The organism is Arthrobacter sp. PAMC 25486, assembly GCF_000785535.1.
Lineage (GTDB): Bacteria > Actinomycetota > Actinomycetes > Actinomycetales > Micrococcaceae > Specibacter.
In genome coordinates, this window is sequence record NZ_CP007595.1 from 3,911,616 (window position 1) to 3,928,244 (window position 16,629).

Consider the following 16,629-nt stretch of genomic DNA (forward strand, 5'->3'; position numbering starts at 1 on the left):
ACTGGATGGCACCATGGATATGTTGTTTGACCCTTACCCCCAGAAGCCCAAGCCCACGCTCAGCGCAGGAGCCGGAGTGCCCGTGTGGCAGCCCTTTGAGCAGGACGATCCCGGCGCCGACATGCCCGAATTCGGTGAGGGCGGCCCGGTGCCGGTCAGCGCCGCGGGTGCCGGTGCCGCGTCGGGGACCGGAGCCACGAGCCGTTGGCCGGATGCGGGCAGCCTGTTGCAGGGGATGAACCCGCAACAGGAAGAGGCCGTGGTGCACACCGGCGGGCCGCTGCTGATTGTGGCAGGTGCCGGGTCCGGAAAGACGCGGGTGCTCAGCCACCGGATCGCATACCTGCTGGCCACCGGTCAGGCCCATCCGGGTCAGATCCTGGCCATCACCTTCACGAACAAGGCCGCCGCTGAAATGCGTGAGCGGATTGAAGCGTTGATCGGTGATGCGGCGAAGAGCATGTGGATTTCCACGTTCCACTCGTCGTGCGTGCGGATTTTGCGCCGTGAGGCGAAGGTCATTGGCTTGAACACAAACTTCTCCATCTATGACTCGGCCGATTCGCTGCGCCTGATCACGCTGGTGGTCAAGGGGCTGGACATTGACCCGAAGAAGTTCACGCCGAAGTCCATCATGCACAAGATTTCAGCGTTGAAGAATGAGCTCATCGACGACGATGAAAACTCCATGAACACGAACTTCAAGGACCCCTTCGCCGCAGCTGTGGCCGAGGTGTACAAGGGGTACACGCAGCGGCTGCGCCAGGCCAACGCCATGGACTTTGACGACCTGATCGCCCAGACCGTGTACCTGTTCCGGGCCTTCCCCGGCGTGGCCGACTACTACCGGCGCCGTTTCCGGCACGTCCTTGTCGACGAATACCAGGACACCAACCACGCCCAGTACGCACTGGTCAAGGAAATCGTGGGGACCGACGCCGGGGAGACCGGGATTGAGCCCGCCCAGCTGACGGTTGTGGGCGACTCCGACCAGTCCATTTATGCCTTCCGTGGCGCGGACATTCGCAACATCGTGGAGTTTGAGCAGGATTATCCCAGCGCGGCAACCATCAAACTGGAGCAGAACTACCGCTCCACCCAGAACATTCTCAGCGCCGCCAACGCCGTCATCTCCCGCAACCCCAACCGCCGTGAAAAGCGCTTGTGGACGGCCGAGGGTGATGGAGAAAGGATCATTGGTTACGTTGCCGAGTCCGAGCACGATGAGGCCAGCTTCATCGCCAAGGAGATTGACCGGCTGCAGGATGAAAGCGACATCCGCCCCGGCGACGTTGCCATTTTCTACCGCACCAACGCGCAGTCGCGTGCCATTGAGGACATCCTTGTCCGTGTTGGCCTGCCGTACCGCGTGGTGGGCGGCACCCGATTCTACGAGCGCAAGGAAATCAAGGACGCTCTGGCCTACCTGCGCGCCTTGGTCAACCCGGACGACGACGTCAACCTGCGCCGGATTCTCAACGAACCCAAGCGCGGCATCGGCGACCGTGCCGAAGGCGCCGTGGCAGCCCTGGCCGAGCGCGAGCGAATCTCCTTCTCCGGCGCCCTGGCCCGCGCCGACGAGGCGCCGGGCATTGCCTCACGCTCATTGAACGCCGTCAACGCCTTTGCAAAAATGATGGGTGATTTGGGCGAGATTGCGGCCACCGAGAGCCCAGCCACGGCGCTTGAAGCCGTCCTGGAACAGTCGGGATACCTGGAAGCGCTGCGTACCTCAACGGATCCACAGGATGAGTCGCGCGTGGAAAACCTGGCGGAACTGGTCGCCGTCGTGCGTGAATTCGGCCAGGACAATCCGGAAGGGACGCTGGGGGAGTTCCTGGAACAGGTCTCGCTCGTGGCCGATGCCGACCAGATCCCGGACGCACCCGGCGGCTCGGAAGCCGAGGCTGCCGCGGCGGTGGCCGAGGCCAAGCGCCTGGGCGTGGTGACGTTGATGACGCTGCACACCGCCAAGGGACTGGAATTCCCTGCGGTGTTCCTGACCGGCATGGAGCAGGGATTGTTCCCGCATTCGCGCTCCGCCACGGATCCCAAGGAGCTGGCCGAGGAACGTCGGCTGGCCTATGTGGGGCTCACGCGTGCCCGCGAACGGCTCTACATCACCCGCTCCGAGGTGCGCAGCATGTGGGGGCAAAGCCAGTACAACCCCGCCAGCCAGTTCATTGACGAAGTGCCGGAAGAGCTGATCGACTGGAGGCGTGAAGGCACCGCCCGGATGGCTCCTGCGGCAGGAGGCTTTGGCACCAGCCGCTACTCGGGCTCGTCCTGGGGAGCCGGGACTGCCGTGGGCGGGCGCGATGCGGGCCTGCTGCCGCCCAGCATTTCCACTCGCAACACCGCGGGCCGGGTGCAGCCCCAGAAGGAAGTCATTTCCGTTGCTGTTGGCGACCGGGTCAACCACACGAGCTTCGGAAGCGGAACGGTGCTGGAAATTACCGGCGCGGGGGACAAATCCGTGGCCAAGGTGCGTTTTGAGATTGGTGAGAAGCGGCTGCTGCTGCGGTATGCGCCGCTGGTCAAAGAAGAGTAGAGCCGAGAATACGTAATAATTACGGATGGCTTTTGTAGTGAGTCACACTATTATTCTGAGGTAATATACAACCGCATACTTTTGAGGAACGTCATGGCCTCGCGTCTCCGCTCCACCTTTGTCATGGGCATTTTACTTGCCCTCGTTTTCAGCCTGGCATCGGTGGGGGTGGTGATACCGCAAGCCCGGGCCGCCACCGCGGCGGTAGAAGTGACAACCGACTTGGGCACCGTCGTCGTCGAGGATGCACCAGCCCCCATCGTGCTGTCGCCGTCGAGACTTCCGAATCCACAGGTTGGTGTTGCCTACTCGCAAGAAATCAGTGCCACAGGCGGTACACCGCCCTACAGCTACGCCCTCAGCGCGGGTGCCCTTCCTCCCGGCCTTAACTTCAGCGGCTCAGGCACCCTTTCTGGCATGCCCACGCAGAGCGGCTCGTTCAATGTCAGTTTCACCGCCACCGATTCCACCGGGGCGACGGCGACGGGCAGCTATGATGCGTGGGTGTACCCACGGGTCATTGAGATTAGACCCACCGCATTGCCGCCGCTGCAAGTTGGTTCGTTCTTTTCGGCAACCGTTTCCGCCTCCGGCGGAACCGCTCCGTACACCTACCGCATGGTTAACTCGAATGACGGTGGCTTGGGGCCACCCGGGCTGTCGATATCCGCAGGCGGGGTGCTTTCCGGCACTCCCACCACAGCCGGACCCTACGACTTCACGGTCTGGGTTGATGATTCCAGCACGGGGAACGCGAGCGACACGGAGTTCGGTAGGATCTACAAGGGTACCGTGGCTCCCGTCCCCGCCCCCGTCCTGGTGATGGAGACGGCAACAGTTCCTGGCGGCACCGTGGGCGTCGCCTACAGCAGCACGGTGACTGCCGCAGGCGGAACCCCGCCCTACACCTACTCCGTCTTTGCAGGCCCCCTGCCCGCAGGACTGGCCCTCAACACCTCAACCGGCGTCATCTCCGGCACACCCACCAACGCGGGCACGTCCGGCTTTGGCATCCAAGTGGCTGACGGCGCCGGCGCAACGGCCGCGTCACCGATCTACTCGGTGGCATTCGCCGCGCCCTTCGTGGGCGTTGACCCGTTCACGCTTCCCCGGCCGCAGGTCGGCGCGGCTTATTCGGTGCAGCTAACCGCCAACGGCGGCACGGCCCCCTACTCCTTTACATCGCCGGACTTGCCGGCCGGCCTGACACTATCCCCTGCCGGGCTGCTTGCAGGGACGCCCACCACCTCCGGCAGATATAGCACTGCCATCACGGCCACGGATTCCAGCACCGGCCAGAGAGCCCCGTTCAGCGGCAGCCGGATGTACTCCGGAACCATCGCCGACGCGACCTCGCTGACGGTCTCCCCGGATTCGCTGCCGGCTGGCACTGCCTACGTGGACTACCAGCAGACACTGGCGGCGTCGGGCGGGACGGCCCCCTACACGTACTCCGTCTCGCCCGGCCTGCCGGCAGGCATATCGTTGTCCACCGATGGAGTCCTGTCCGGCACGCCAACAGAGGTCGGGTCGTTTGACTTCAGTGTCACGGCACGGGACAGCAGCATTGCCTTGCAACTCACTGCCGCCAGGAACTACACCCTTGTTATCGCCGCGCCCGCTATTGTTCTCACCAGGCCCTCGCTATCTGGAGCCACTGCAGGCGTGGGCTACACGAGCGAGCTGGCGGCAAGCGGTGGCGCAGCCCCCTATACGTACGCGGTTTCCTCGGGCAGCCTGCCCGCCGGGCTCCAGCTCCGTAGTGACGGTCAAATCTCCGGAACCCCGTCGGCCCACGGCACATCCGGGTTCACTGTCACCGCCACGGACAGCAATGGCTTCACCGGCTCAAAGTCCTTCACGCTCCTGGTCATGCCCGTCCCGCTCTCGGTCCTGCCGTCCGCCCTGCCGATTCCCACCTCAGGGGAGGCCTATGCAGGGCAGCTGAATGCGAGCGGCGGAATTCCTCCGTACTTGTGGACGCTGACGCAGGGTGCGCTACCCGATGGCCTGTCACTGGACGGCGCCACGGGAGCCATTTTTGGAACCCCGACGGCGGTGGGCAGCTTCACATTCACCGCCACCGTTGACGACGCCGGAGCCTCCCCTTTCCATGGCACCGCCAGCGCCGATTACATCTTGGTGATTCCGTCAGTTCCGTTGGAACTGAGTGGCTCGCTGCCACAGGCCCACTTGGGCGAAGCCTATACCGGCGCCCTCGCGGGAACCGGCGGAACAGGCCCCTACACCTTTGCACTGCAGCCAGGTGCCACCCTGCCGGCAGGACTGTCGCTCGCCGGCAATGGCCTGCTGACGGGAACCCCGGAAGTTGCCGGAACCTTCGGGCTGCCGTTGGTCCTGACCGACGCCTACGGCTCTGCCAGCAATGCCACCGGGCAGCTCATCGTGGCGCCGGCCATCGGAATTTCCCCGACCATACTTCCGGACGGCACCACCGGCACTGCCTATGAACAGCAGCTCACGGCCGATGGCGGGACCGCACCGTACACCTTTGCGGTCACTTTGGGGATCCTGCCGACAGACCTCGAACTTTCTGCCGACGGTCTGTTGTCTGGAACCCCTGTAACGCATGGCAGCGCATCCTTCACCGTTACGGCGACTGATGCGGATGGTTTCCCTGGCGTCATGAGCTACACGCTTTCTGTTGCTCCGGCAGACCTGGTATTGGGTCCGGAGCAGCTGTCTGTTCCGGCGGCCGGGGAGCCTTACTCCGCACAGCTTTCAACGAGCGGCGGCATCGGCCCGTTCAGCTATGCGCTCACCTCCGGTGCGTTGCCCACGGGCTTGTCCCTTGACGCTGCCAACGGGCTCATTACGGGAACTCCGACGGTGGTGGGCAGCTTTGACTTCACGGTAACGTCCACCGACACTGCCACGGCGGGTCTGGAAGCTGTGACCATCAGCCGTGAGTACGCCCTGGTGGTGCCGTCGGTGCCCCTGAACCTGGTCGGCACCCTTCCACAGGCCCACGTGGGGGATGCCTACACGGGTGCACTCGCGGCCGAGGGCGGCATGGGCCCGTATACCTTCGCCCGGCAGCCCGGCGCGGCACTGCCGGACGGGCTGTCACTGGCCGACAACGGCCTGCTGACAGGTATTCCCGAAGGTGCCGGGGACTTCGAGCTGTACGTAATACTGACCGATGTCTACGGTTCCCAGAGCAACGCCACGGCTTCACTGGCCATTGCACCCATGGTGGTCCTTGACCCCGGCACCCTCCCGGGCGGCCAGGCCGGCACGTCCTATTCACAGCAGCTCTCAGCCGCCGGCGGCACGGGGCCGTACACCTTTGCCGTTACCTCAGGGGAACTGCCGGCAGGCCTTGAACTATCTGCCGACGGCCTGTTGTCTGGAACCCCTGTATCCCATGGCAGCGCATCCTTCACCGTCACGGCGACTGATGCGGACGGTTTCCCTGGCACCATAAGCTACACGCTTTCGGTTACTCCGGCAGACCTGGTGCTGGGTCCTGACCAGCTTCCTGTTCCCACTGCGGGCACCCCCTATTCGGCACAGTTGTCCATGGCCGGCGGCATCGGCCCGTTCACCTTCGCGCTCACGGCAGGCTCCCTGCCCACGGGACTGTCCCTTGACTCGGCCACCGGGCTCATTTCGGGAACTCCGACGGCGGTGGGCAGCTTTGACTTCACGCTCACCACCACGGACGACGGCAGCATGGCTGCAGGTGTTCCCGACCCGTCGGGGCCCGCCACTTTCAAGGCCGACCCCGCAGCAGCCAAGGCATCCCTGGTTGTCCTGGCAGATGCCGCATCTGTCAGCAAAAGCTACACAGTTGCTGTGCAATCTGCAGCGCTGGGATTGGAAAGCGAACTGCCCGACGGTCAGGTGGGTGAAGGCTACTCGACGCAGCTGGCAGCAACTGGCGGAGTGGGACCATACACCTACACCCTCAGCCCAGATGCCATTTTGCCCCGTGGACTTGCGCTGGGCAACAACGGGATCTTGAGCGGGGAACCGGAAGCTTCCGGTGCCAGCACATTTGAGGTCATCGTTGCAGATTCGCAGGGTTCCACAAGCACAGTTTCCGCTGCGTTGCGCATCGCACCGGCAGCAGTGGCGCCAACACCAAAGCCGTTGCCCAAGCCGACGGGAACGCCGACTCCCACACCCACACCCACAGGGGCGCCCAGCGCGAGCGCCATGCCGGCGCCGACAACTCCAGCATCAGCGACTACCACCGCAGCTGTGAGTGCAACCGCCACTGCGCCGGCAAGTTCCGGAGCCGGACTGGCCCGGACGGGCGCCAACGGCACCACGTGGCTGCTGGCGGTCGGCGGCATTGCCGTGCTGGGAGGTCTGGCGACCACGTTCCTAGTGCGTCGGCGCAACAAGCACTGACGGGCGAAGCATCTGATCGTTTGGGTATGCGCTGCACCGGAACCCGGTGCGGCGCATGCCCAAAGCGCCGCAGCAGGCTGGCCACGCGGGTGGCGGCGGGACGTCCGCCCGGGCGAGGAACCACCCACGGCAGGCCAATAATGCAAGGCCGGTCACGCCGTCGTGCGTTCAAAGAGGCGGAGTGTGAGGCGAATAACCGGACATTACTGTGGTGAATGGGCCAAGTATGTGCTTCACCTGTGAGACGGTAATGTGTGGAAGGGGTCAACGCCCCTCACAATCACTACTTCGACGTAGAAGGACACAAACCCGTGGACCTGTTTGAATACCAGGCGCGCGACATGTTTGAGGCTCACGGAGTTCCCGTGTTGGCCGGCATCGTGGCGCACACCCCTGAAGAAGCAAAGGCAGCAGCCGAGAAGATTGGCGGCGTAACAGTCGTCAAGGCACAGGTAAAGGTCGGTGGCCGCGGCAAGGCCGGCGGCGTCAAGGTAGCAAAGAATGCCGATGAGGCATTCAAGTACGCTTCTGACATCCTCGGCATGGACATCAAGGGCCACACCGTGAACACGGTCATGATCGCCCAGGGTGCAGACATCGCCGAGGAGTTCTACTTCTCCGTGCTGCTGGACCGTGCCAACCGCAACTACCTGGCCATGTGCTCGGTAGAAGGCGGCATGGAGATCGAGGAACTTGCAGTCGAGCGCCCCGAGGCACTGGCACGCGTTGCCGTTGACCCCGCGGTTGGCATCGACGCTGCAAAGGCCGATGAAATCGTGGCAACTGCAGGCTTCAACGCCGAGCTCGCCCCGAAGGTTGCCGCAACCATCATCAAGCTGTGGGACGTCTTCAAGAACGAAGACGCCACCCTGGTTGAGGTCAACCCGCTGGTTCTCACCGGCGCCGGTGACATCGTGGCCCTGGACGGCAAGGTCTCACTCGATGAGAACGCCGACTTCCGTCACCCGCATCACCTGGAGCTCGAAGATGCTGCAGCAGCTGACCCGTTGGAGGCCAAGGCCAAGGCCGCGGACTTGAACTACGTCAAGCTCGACGGCGAAGTTGGCGTCATCGGCAACGGTGCCGGCCTGGTCATGTCCACCCTGGACGTTGTTGCCTATGCAGGCGAAAACCATGGCGGCGTCAAGCCCGCCAACTTCCTGGACATCGGCGGTGGAGCATCCGCAGAGGTCATGGCCGCTGGTTTGGACGTCATCCTCAACGACCCCCAGGTCAAGAGCGTGTTCGTGAACGTCTTCGGCGGCATCACCGCCTGTGACGCCGTTGCCAAGGGCATCGTCGGCGCGCTGGCCGAGCTCGGTTCAGCTGCCAACAAGCCGCTGGTTGTCCGCCTCGACGGCAACAACGTTGAAGAAGGCCGCCGCATCCTCAACGAAGCCAACCACCCGTTGGTCACCCTGGCCGCCACGATGGACGAGGGCGCCGACAAGGCTGCCGAACTCGCCCACGCTGCAAAGTAGAGGTTTAGAAACTTATGTCTATCTTCTTGACTAAAGACTCAAAGGTCATCGTCCAGGGCATCACCGGCGGCGAAGGCACCAAGCACACCGCCCTGATGCTCAAGGCCGGCACCCAGGTAGTTGGCGGCGTGAACGCACGCAAGGCCGGCACCACGGTTGTCCACGGCGACGTTGAACTGCCCGTATACGGCACCGTTGCAGAAGCTGTTGCCGAGACCGGCGCAGACGTCTCCATCGTGTTCGTTCCCCCGGCATTCACCAAGGATGCCGTCGTTGAAGCCATCGAAGCCGGCGTTCCGCTGGTCGTTGTCATCACCGAAGGCGTGCCGGTTCAGGACGCTGCCGAGTTCTGGGCGCTGGCCCAGTCCAAGGTTGACGCTTCCGGCAACCAGGTCACCCGCATCATCGGCCCGAACTGCCCCGGCATCATCACTCCCGGCGAAGCACTGGTTGGCATCACCCCGAACAACATCACGCAGAAGGGGCCGATCGGCTTGGTTTCCAAGTCCGGCACCCTGACCTACCAGATGATGTTCGAACTGCGCGACCTGGGCTTCTCCACCGCGATCGGCATCGGTGGCGACCCCGTCATCGGCACCACCCACATCGACGCACTTGCTGCGTTCGAGGCGGACCCGGAGACCAAGGCCATCGTCATGATTGGTGAAATTGGTGGCGACGCTGAGGAGCGCGCAGCCGAGTACATCAAGGCCCACGTCACGAAGCCCGTTGTTGGCTACGTTGCCGGCTTCACCGCTCCTGAGGGCAAGACCATGGGCCACGCCGGCGCCATCGTCTCCGGCTCCGCAGGCACGGCCCAGGCCAAGAAGGAAGCCCTCGAGGCTGCCGGTGTCAAGGTTGGCAAGACGCCTTCCGAGACCGCAACGCTGCTGCGCGAAGTTTACGCAGCACTGTAAGGCTCTTCTCGCTTTAGGCTTTAGGCGCGGCCGCCCCCCCATTTTTGGTTGGGGCGGCCGCGCTTTTTGCTTCCGGTTGACAAGTACGACGGCGTGTCCCGGCCGCCGCTGATGGCGGCGCCTCAACAGCTCGGGTAGCTGCTCAGCTCAGCCGGGCCAGTCCCTCAAGCCCACGGGGGACCTGGGCCTTCAGACGGTCGAGTACGTCACGCAGGGCCGGGGACCTGTCCCGTTCAGACGGAATTCCCGCGGGATTGATGGCAACGCCGTCGGCCCAGGCCTTGATGTCGGGTTCGGACCCGAAGGACATCGAGGCACGGGCTCCCAGGAGGTTCATGGACGCCCAGTCCGCCAGGGTGTTCGGATACGGAGTAGGAGGGCAGAGCCGATTCTTCTCCGAGTCGTCGCTGCGGGTGGCCTCCACGAACCCTGCGAGTGCCGCCCCGAAGCAGGGGAATCCCGCCCGGATGGGCTGCAAGGTGATGGCTGTTCGGCCCCAAATGGGTATGGTGGGCGGGTACTTCAGGCCTGACGCCGCACAGTGGACAATGACGGCATCCTTAGCTGCCGCAAGCGAGCCATCGTGGAGCGTGATGCGCCCGGGCTCAACCCGGCTGACATGCCCCAGTCGGACCACGTGCTCGATGGTGCGCAGTTGTTCGAGTTCCCAGGTTGCCAGGGTGGGCGTTTTTGCCATGGTTGGCGCCACCGAGCGGTCGATGCGAAGCATGATGCCGGCGTCTTCCAGCCGCAGGAACAACTCCTCGAGCGATGCAGCTGCCACGGCCGACTCCATGATGTCGGCGGCCGTGCCGAGGAATACTGCTGGATCCGGCTGAACCACTGCCCGGTTGAGCATCCAGGGTTCTCGCGGCCTGACCCAGCAAATATCTCCGGGGTCCACGCCGCGTGCCAAGAGCCAGATGCAGGCATCGGTCGCCGTCTTGCCCGAACCGACGACCACGTACTGGCTGGGCGCCTCCTCGAGGCGGGCGAGGCTGTTGACGGGAATGACGCGGGTGCCGGCCGCGACGTCGAACGGCGGTGGCGTATCGGCCGGAATGCTGGGGGAGAGGTATCGGGCGTCAACGATCCGGCACGCCGGCGGCACCTCATATCGCAGGCCCGAGATGCGGGAAAAAAATTGACGGGCCGCCGTGTACTCGCAATTGGAGAAGAACTCGACCCTGTCGGACTCCAACATCCGCTCACTCAGGACATGGCCGTAATAGGCGCAGATCTCGGCGACGTCCGCTCGCTCGTGCAGGCCGGCCTCGGGGCCGTGGCGCTGCACACGGCCTCCGCCCAGCAGTGTGGATGCAACACCGTAGAACGCTGATGCCTGGTGCAGTCGGACGAATGGATAGTCCTCGAGCCAGTGCCCGCCAACCCAGTGGCGCCGGTCCACCAGGGCTACACGGATGTTGGAGTGGTCGATCAGCGCATCGGTGAACGCCATGCCCGTGGCACCTGCCCCGACCACGAGGTAGTCAGCCTGCACCACACGCGTCATGAACTAATCCAAGCACCGGGACGGCGGGTGAACAATGGTTTGCGGGGTATTTGTTCAACGGAAAGTGCGACGGTGCCCGGGCGGTGTCGAATCTTGGGAATTCCTCCACAGCTGGCTGCACCGTCCGAGTTATCCACAATCCCGGGTTAGGGGCTGGTACGTGTTGCAGGGCGGGTCCACGATCGATGCATGGACATTTTCGGAGACAGCATATGGGGTGCTCCCTCTTGGGGAACCCCAGGCAATGCGGAGACAGTTGACATCGCCATCAGGGCCAAGCGGCCCGGCGAGTTCCCAGCGGACGGTGAAACTAACGTTGGTGGGGTAGAACTGCCTGCCGGCCTTGCCCTCAGGCCGGAACGGTACACGATCTGGGAAAGGGAGGGCATTACAACGTTGAGTGACGAGTTGCCACACATTGGCTGGTACGCGCCCACGGATTGGGGAACTACCCCTGACGCCTGGTTAGGTCTGGCGACAGCATTCAAACGCACAGGACTGTGGCCGGTCGTGGGTGGCCCAGGAAACCGCTGTAGTGATCCGGAACGCGAATATTCCGTGGAGCGGCCGAGCCGGGACCATGGTAACGAAGCTGCCAATGTGCTGCAAGGCTGCTGGGATGGCATGAGGCTGGTGAACCGTGAAACGGGTGAACCTGTGCCGGAGACAAGACCACTATTTCCAGGAGTACCTCAGGGCACGGCACCTGTGGTCTTCGTTGAAAAGGTGCCGCTTGCCAAGTCGACGCATTGGGGCGCAGGATATGCCGGAGCCGAGGCAGGCCTGTTGCTGGTCCCGGCGACTCGGCCGGCAGATGTGCCACGGCTCGTAGGGTGGAGCGGAGCAGGTAACTACGATCTCGACGGGCACGAGATTTCTGCCGTTCTCAGATCTTGGGAGGAGAGATTTGGTGCCGTGCTGTACCAACTCGGTGGCACCACAATCACGTTGCGGGTTGCCCGTCCGCCAACCACCCTGTCCGCAGCCCAAGTGATCATGGAGGAACACTACCTGCTGTACCAGGACAATTTCTGTCCCCAGGACGACCGGCCGGCCGTCAGTCACGAAGACTATGCGAAGCGTCTCGTCAATGCCCCAGTTTGGGACTTCTGGTGGGATTGAGCCGCATGAAGCGGCCCAAAAATGCCCGACTTGTGGAAAATGCCGCCACTTGACGTTGTTGTCCCTGTTTGAGCGGGGGAAATAACGTCAAACGGCGGCATTCTTGTTTTAGCTGGCAGGAACCACGGCGTGGAGCTGGGGGAGCGCCTCGACCAGCGGCGCCAGCTCGGGCAGCAAAGCCGCCTCGTCAAGTGCGCACTCCAACGCTTCGTCGTGGACTGGGCGGGCGCTGTCCAGCAGTTCCGATCCTGCTGCCGTGAGCTCGGTGTAGATGCCGCGGCGGTCGTCGGCGCACAGGATCCGCGTCAGCAGCCCGCGGTCCTCCAGCCGGTTGACCAGGCGCGTGGTGGCGCTGGGGCTCAGGGCTGTGGCGCGGCCCAGCTGCTGCATGCGCATGTGCCAGCCATCCTGCCTGGCCAACGCGTCAATGACCGTGAACTCAACGACTGACAGCTGGGCGGCGCTTTGCAGTGCCTTCTCCATGCTCGTTTCAATCAGGCCGTGAAGAGCGGCCAGTGTCCGCCACCCCTGGGCGCGAATTTCAACGGCGTCGTCCCTGATGCCCATGGTAAATCCTTCCCGGAAAGATGTGCGGTGCAGCACAAATGCATTTAGTTGCTTGCGCGGCATAGTTGCGTGTGCAACAATTTATGAAGCGCCTGCAACTACTACCTTACGCTTCTTATTTCCCGGTCCCAAGTCTTTAGAAGGAGAGTCATGCCCCTCGGCCTGATAGCCCTCGCCATCGGAGGGTTCGGCATCGGACTCACCGAGTTCATCATCATGGGGCTGCTCCCCGAGGTTGCCACGGATTTCAATGTCAGCGAAGCCACCGCAGCCTGGTTCATCACAGGCTACGCACTCAGCGTGGTCGTCGGTGCGCTGCTTCTGACAGCGGCTGTTACCCGGCTGCCCCGCAAGCCCGTCCTTGCCAGCCTGATGATCCTGTTCATTGTGGGCAACTTGCTCTGCGCAGTCTCACCCGACTACCTCACCATGATGATCGGGCGCGTAATCGCGGCACTTTGTCACGGCGCGTTCTTTGGCATTGGCGCCGTTGTGGCCGCCGACATGGTGGCCCCCAGCAAGAAGGCCGGAGCCATCGCCATCATGTTCACCGGCCTGACGGCTGCAAACGTGTTGGGTGTCCCGTTCGGCACCTTCCTGGGACAGCAGGCCGGATGGCGTGCAACGTTCTGGGCCATCACCGTCATCGGCGTGATCGCGCTGATCGGCATTCTGGCTTTGGTGCCCAACTTGGCCAATGAACAAAGGGCCGCCGGGCTGCGCGGAGAGCTGCGGGCGTTCAAATCCCGTCAGGTCTGGCTGTCAATCACCGTCACGGTGCTCGGCTATGGCGGCATGTTTGGTGCTTTCACCTACATTGCGTACACGTTGACGGACGTCTCGGGCTTCGCGAGCTCCACCGTGCCGTGGCTGCTCGTCCTGTTTGGCGGGGGCCTGTTTGTTGGCAACACGCTCGGTGGCAAGGCTGCTGACAAAAACGTCGACAAGACGCTGCTCGTGGTTTTGTCGATGCTGATGCTGATCCTGGTTCTGTTCGCACTGACGGCCACCAACCAAATCACGACCATCGCCTCCCTGTTCCTGATGGGCGGGTTTGGTTTCGCCACTGTCCCCGGACTGCAAATGCGGGTCATGAAATATGCGACGGCGGCCCCCACCCTCGCATCCGGCGCCAACATTGGTGCGTTCAACATAGGCAACGCGTTGGGAGCCTGGCTCGGCGGCGTGACCATCACGGCCGGGCTTGGCTATACGTCACCGATTTGGGCAGGTGCCGGGCTGACAGTGCTTGCCATCATCGTCATGGCCTTCGCGGCCGCCAATGGCAGGAAGCTTGCCGCGTCAGAACCCCGGCCGGCAGGTGCCGTCGAACCCGAGCCGGCCCACGCCGTCGTCCCTTCAAAAGTTCCAGCACTCTAGCTTTTCGACCAATTAGGAGAACAACATGACAGTCATTCCCACCATCACGCTGAACAACGGCGTGGCCATGCCGCAGATCGGCTTTGGCGTCTTCCAGGTGCCCAACGACGAAACCGAGCAAGCTGTTGTGGCGGCGCTGGCTGCCGGGTACCGCAGCATCGACACGGCCGCGATCTACGGGAACGAGGAGGGCGTTGGCCGGGCGATCGCAGCGTCCGGACTGGCGCGCGAGGAACTGTTCATCACCTCCAAGGTGTGGATCTCCGATCTTGGCCGTGAGGAAACCCTGGCCGCGTATGATGCGAGCCTGGCCAAGCTGGGCCTCGACTACCTTGATCTGTACCTGATCCATTGGCCCGCACCGGCAACGGACGCGTTCCTGGCATCGTGGCAGGCGCTGGAGGAACTGCTGGCGGCGGGCCGCCTGCGGGCGATCGGCGTCTCCAACTTCCTGCCGGAACACCTTGAAAAGCTCATCGCCGTGGGCGGAACCGTCCCGGCCGTGAACCAGGTAGAGGTCCACCCCGCCCTGCAGCAGCGCGACATCCAGGCCGCCGATGCCGCACATGGCATCGCCACCGAGGCGTGGAGCCCGCTTGCCCAGGGCACCGTCCTAGGAGATTCGGCTGTCCTTGACGCTGCCGCAGCGCACGGGCGCACACCCGCACAAGTTGTTCTGCGCTGGCACCTACAGCAGGGGCGCATCATCATTCCGAAGTCGGTCACCCCGGCACGCATGGGCGAAAACCTGGACATCCTGGACTTTGAACTCAGTGATTCGGAAATGGCATCCATCGACGCCCTGGAGCGCGACGGCCGCACCGGCCCCAACCCTGCCACCTTCAACGGATGAACCGGCTGAGCTGGTGCAAGCCTGTCGGCTGGGCTGAATGGTGCAGCCGGGCGATGTGAAGGTCGCGTCGCAAGAATGCCGCCGTTTGTGAGAAATGCCGCCGTTTGACGCAATTGCCATGGTTTGAACTAGGGCAATAACGTCAAACGGCGGCATTTTTCGTTCGGGCCGGTGGGACTCGCAGTGCGGTCACCGGAACCGGGGCTACGCCTCCGGAGACACCATGGGCAGCTCTTCGGCCTCCCAGCCGCTCATGCCACCAATCAAGGTGTCGGCGGTGTAGCCAAGTTCGGTCAGCGCCTCGGCAACCCGGCCACTTCGACCGCCGCCGTGGCACACGGCAATGATGCGCCGTGACTTGTCCAGCTCGGCCACGCGGGCCAGGATTTCGCCGGAGGGAATGTGGACGGCATCCTCGATCATGCCTGTGGCCAGTTCGGCGGCTTCGCGGACGTCGATAATCTGGACGTCGGGGTCTGCTGCCAAAATGTCAGCGGTCGTGACTTCCTGCATGTGTGCTCCTAAAGGTGGGGTGGGTGCGGTGCCAAGGTCCGGCGTCGTGCATCCATGAAGTCCCTCCAGCCTATGCCGGATTGGACGGGCCCTGGTGCCCGCAAACTGCCCGTCCCTCGGCCGCTGGCGCCCACCGTCCTCCCCGCTGCTCGCACGCTCGCCCGGAGCCCCACGGCCGCTAGGCTGTACACGTGAACGCACCTCTCGCCCCACAGGCCCGCACGATTGAAATCGAAGCGCTCGACCGTTTTGACGCACTGGTTTCAGGCGGCGCCAAGTCCATGGCCGGCTGGCACTTCCAATCGGTGGACCTGCGCCTGCGCTCCAGCGCACTCGTGGAATTGCACGCCTCGGGCGCCATTTTCATGGGCTGCACCTTCGATGGCGGTGTGGAGGAGCTACTGCGGGGCCGCGGTGCGCTGGTCTTCCCCGCCCTGCCGCACATTCCTTTCAACGCCTACAGAGGCCACTTGTACACGGGCGCCGAGCTTTTTGACGGTATTTTCACCGGTGAATACGAAGCCGTGCCGGACGCTAAAATCTACCAGTGGAGCCTGCAAACCGGCCCTGCCCTGCACTCCACACTCGCCACCGCGATGCACGACCACGCCATCTCCGACGCGCTTGACGACTTTCTGGCGCTGCAGTCGGCGCCGGTAGTTGGCGTGATGGGCGGGCATGCGGCGGCGCGCGGCAGCGAACAGTACGCGCAGGCGGCCCAGTTGGGACGGGCCCTGAGTCGGGCCGGGTTCCTGGTCGCAACGGGCGGCGGTCCCGGTGCCATGGAGGCCGCAAACTTGGGTGCCTACCTTTCAATGTACGACGCCGGGACCTTGGACTGCGCACTGCTGACCCTGGCTGCCGTCCCCGGCTTCCGCCCCTCGGTCACCGAGTGGGCCAGGGCGGCATTTGGGGTGACTGCCGCCTATCCGGAGGGTGCGCCAAGTCTGGGCATTCCCACCTGGTTTTACGGGCATGAGCCGCCGAATGTCTTTGCCAGTTCCATCGCGAAGTACTTCACCAATGCCCTGCGTGAGGCGATTCTGCTGGAGCGCTCACGCGGCGGAATCGTGTTCCTGCCGGGGGCTGCCGGCACCGTGCAGGAAGTTTTCCAAGACGCCTGCGAGAACTATTACGCTGCCGAGGGAGCCGTTGCGCCCATGGTGTTGGTGGGCCGGAAGTACTGGGAAGTCGAGGTCCCTGTGATGCCGTTGTTGAAGACGCTGGCACAGGCGCGGATCATGGAGGACTTTGTTTTCGTGGTGGACACCGTGGAAGAGGCCTGCGACGTGCTCGCCCGAAAATGATGCCGACCCCGCTTTCTGAGCCCGGAATGGGCGAGTTCAGAAAGC

Annotated in this window: 11 protein-coding genes; 8 read left to right on the forward strand and 3 right to left on the reverse strand. The window is 63.7% G+C overall.

Annotated features, from left to right (window positions below; genetic code table 11):
- The first annotated feature begins 13 nt into the window (after positions 1-13).
- The 4 genes from pcrA (at position 14) to sucD (ending at position 9,329) form a co-directional block, all read left to right on the forward strand.
- Positions 14-2,551 carry a DNA helicase PcrA gene (pcrA, locus tag art_RS17710; protein ID WP_038466982.1) on the forward strand — a complete coding sequence of 846 codons (2,538 nt, stop codon included), beginning with the start codon at positions 14-16 and terminating at the stop codon, positions 2,549-2,551.
- 93 nt (positions 2,552-2,644) lie between these two features.
- Positions 2,645-6,931, forward strand: coding sequence for an Ig domain-containing protein (locus art_RS17715; RefSeq protein WP_038466985.1), 4,287 nt, complete (start codon positions 2,645-2,647; stop codon positions 6,929-6,931).
- A gap of 311 nt (positions 6,932-7,242) precedes the next feature.
- Positions 7,243-8,412 (forward strand): ADP-forming succinate--CoA ligase subunit beta, encoded by a 1,170-nt coding sequence (sucC, locus tag art_RS17720; RefSeq protein ID WP_038466987.1) that lies wholly within the window; start codon positions 7,243-7,245, stop codon positions 8,410-8,412.
- Positions 8,413-8,426: 14 nt separating this feature from the next.
- Positions 8,427-9,329, forward strand: a complete 903-nt coding sequence (sucD, locus tag art_RS17725; protein WP_038466990.1) for a succinate--CoA ligase subunit alpha — start codon at positions 8,427-8,429, stop codon at positions 9,327-9,329.
- 142 nt (positions 9,330-9,471) lie between these two features.
- Here sucD and art_RS17730 read toward each other — a convergent pair whose 3' ends face one another.
- Positions 9,472-10,842 carry an NAD(P)-binding protein gene (locus art_RS17730; protein WP_038466992.1) on the reverse strand — a complete coding sequence of 457 codons (1,371 nt, stop codon included), beginning with the start codon at positions 10,840-10,842 and terminating at the stop codon, positions 9,472-9,474.
- Positions 10,843-11,031: 189 nt separating this feature from the next.
- Here art_RS17730 and art_RS21860 point away from each other — a divergent pair, with 189 nt between their 5' ends.
- Complete coding sequence (locus art_RS21860; RefSeq protein WP_082000406.1) at positions 11,032-11,964, forward strand: DUF4253 domain-containing protein; 933 nt, start codon at positions 11,032-11,034, stop codon at positions 11,962-11,964.
- Positions 11,965-12,072: 108 nt separating this feature from the next.
- Here art_RS21860 and art_RS17740 read toward each other — a convergent pair whose 3' ends face one another.
- Entirely contained in the window at positions 12,073-12,531 is a 459-nt protein-coding gene (locus tag art_RS17740; protein WP_038466995.1) for a MarR family winged helix-turn-helix transcriptional regulator, read from the reverse strand.
- Positions 12,532-12,681: 150 nt separating this feature from the next.
- Between art_RS17740 and art_RS17745 the strand changes: the two genes are divergently transcribed.
- Together art_RS17745 and art_RS17750 are read left to right on the forward strand one after the other, a co-directional pair.
- Positions 12,682-13,911 (forward strand): MFS transporter, encoded by a 1,230-nt coding sequence (locus art_RS17745; protein WP_038466998.1) that lies wholly within the window; start codon positions 12,682-12,684, stop codon positions 13,909-13,911.
- Positions 13,912-13,936: 25 nt separating this feature from the next.
- Entirely contained in the window at positions 13,937-14,764 is an 828-nt protein-coding gene (locus art_RS17750) for an aldo/keto reductase (RefSeq protein WP_038467001.1), read from the forward strand.
- 204 nt (positions 14,765-14,968) lie between these two features.
- Here the strand turns inward: art_RS17750 and art_RS17755 are convergent, their stop codons facing one another.
- The gene (locus art_RS17755) at positions 14,969-15,277 is read right to left on the reverse strand and encodes a rhodanese-like domain-containing protein (RefSeq protein ID WP_038467004.1); all 309 of its coding nucleotides are present in this window, start codon (positions 15,275-15,277) and stop codon (positions 14,969-14,971) included.
- Positions 15,278-15,468: 191 nt separating this feature from the next.
- Here art_RS17755 and art_RS17760 point away from each other — a divergent pair, with 191 nt between their 5' ends.
- Positions 15,469-16,584 carry an LOG family protein gene (locus art_RS17760; RefSeq protein WP_038467007.1) on the forward strand — a complete coding sequence of 372 codons (1,116 nt, stop codon included), beginning with the start codon at positions 15,469-15,471 and terminating at the stop codon, positions 16,582-16,584.
- Positions 16,585-16,629: the final 45 nt, after the last annotated feature.

Excerpts from the sequence above, each read along its gene's own strand:
- art_RS17715 (WP_038466985.1), top strand. The coding sequence starts at position 2,645 with ATGGCCTCGCGTCTCCGCTCCACCTTTGTCATGGGCATTTTACTTGCC.
- art_RS17750 (WP_038467001.1), top strand. The coding sequence starts at position 13,937 with ATGACAGTCATTCCCACCATCACGCTGAACAACGGCGTGGCCATGCCG.
- art_RS21860 (WP_082000406.1), top strand. The coding sequence starts at position 11,032 with ATGGACATTTTCGGAGACAGCATATGGGGTGCTCCCTCTTGGGGAACC.
- pcrA (WP_038466982.1), top strand. The coding sequence starts at position 14 with ATGGATATGTTGTTTGACCCTTACCCCCAGAAGCCCAAGCCCACGCTC.
- sucD (WP_038466990.1), top strand. The coding sequence starts at position 8,427 with ATGTCTATCTTCTTGACTAAAGACTCAAAGGTCATCGTCCAGGGCATC.
- art_RS17730 (WP_038466992.1), bottom strand. The coding sequence starts at position 10,842 with ATGACGCGTGTGGTGCAGGCTGACTACCTCGTGGTCGGGGCAGGTGCC.
- art_RS17740 (WP_038466995.1), bottom strand. The coding sequence starts at position 12,531 with ATGGGCATCAGGGACGACGCCGTTGAAATTCGCGCCCAGGGGTGGCGG.
- art_RS17755 (WP_038467004.1), bottom strand. The coding sequence starts at position 15,277 with ATGCAGGAAGTCACGACCGCTGACATTTTGGCAGCAGACCCCGACGTC.
- art_RS17745 (WP_038466998.1), top strand. The coding sequence starts at position 12,682 with ATGCCCCTCGGCCTGATAGCCCTCGCCATCGGAGGGTTCGGCATCGGA.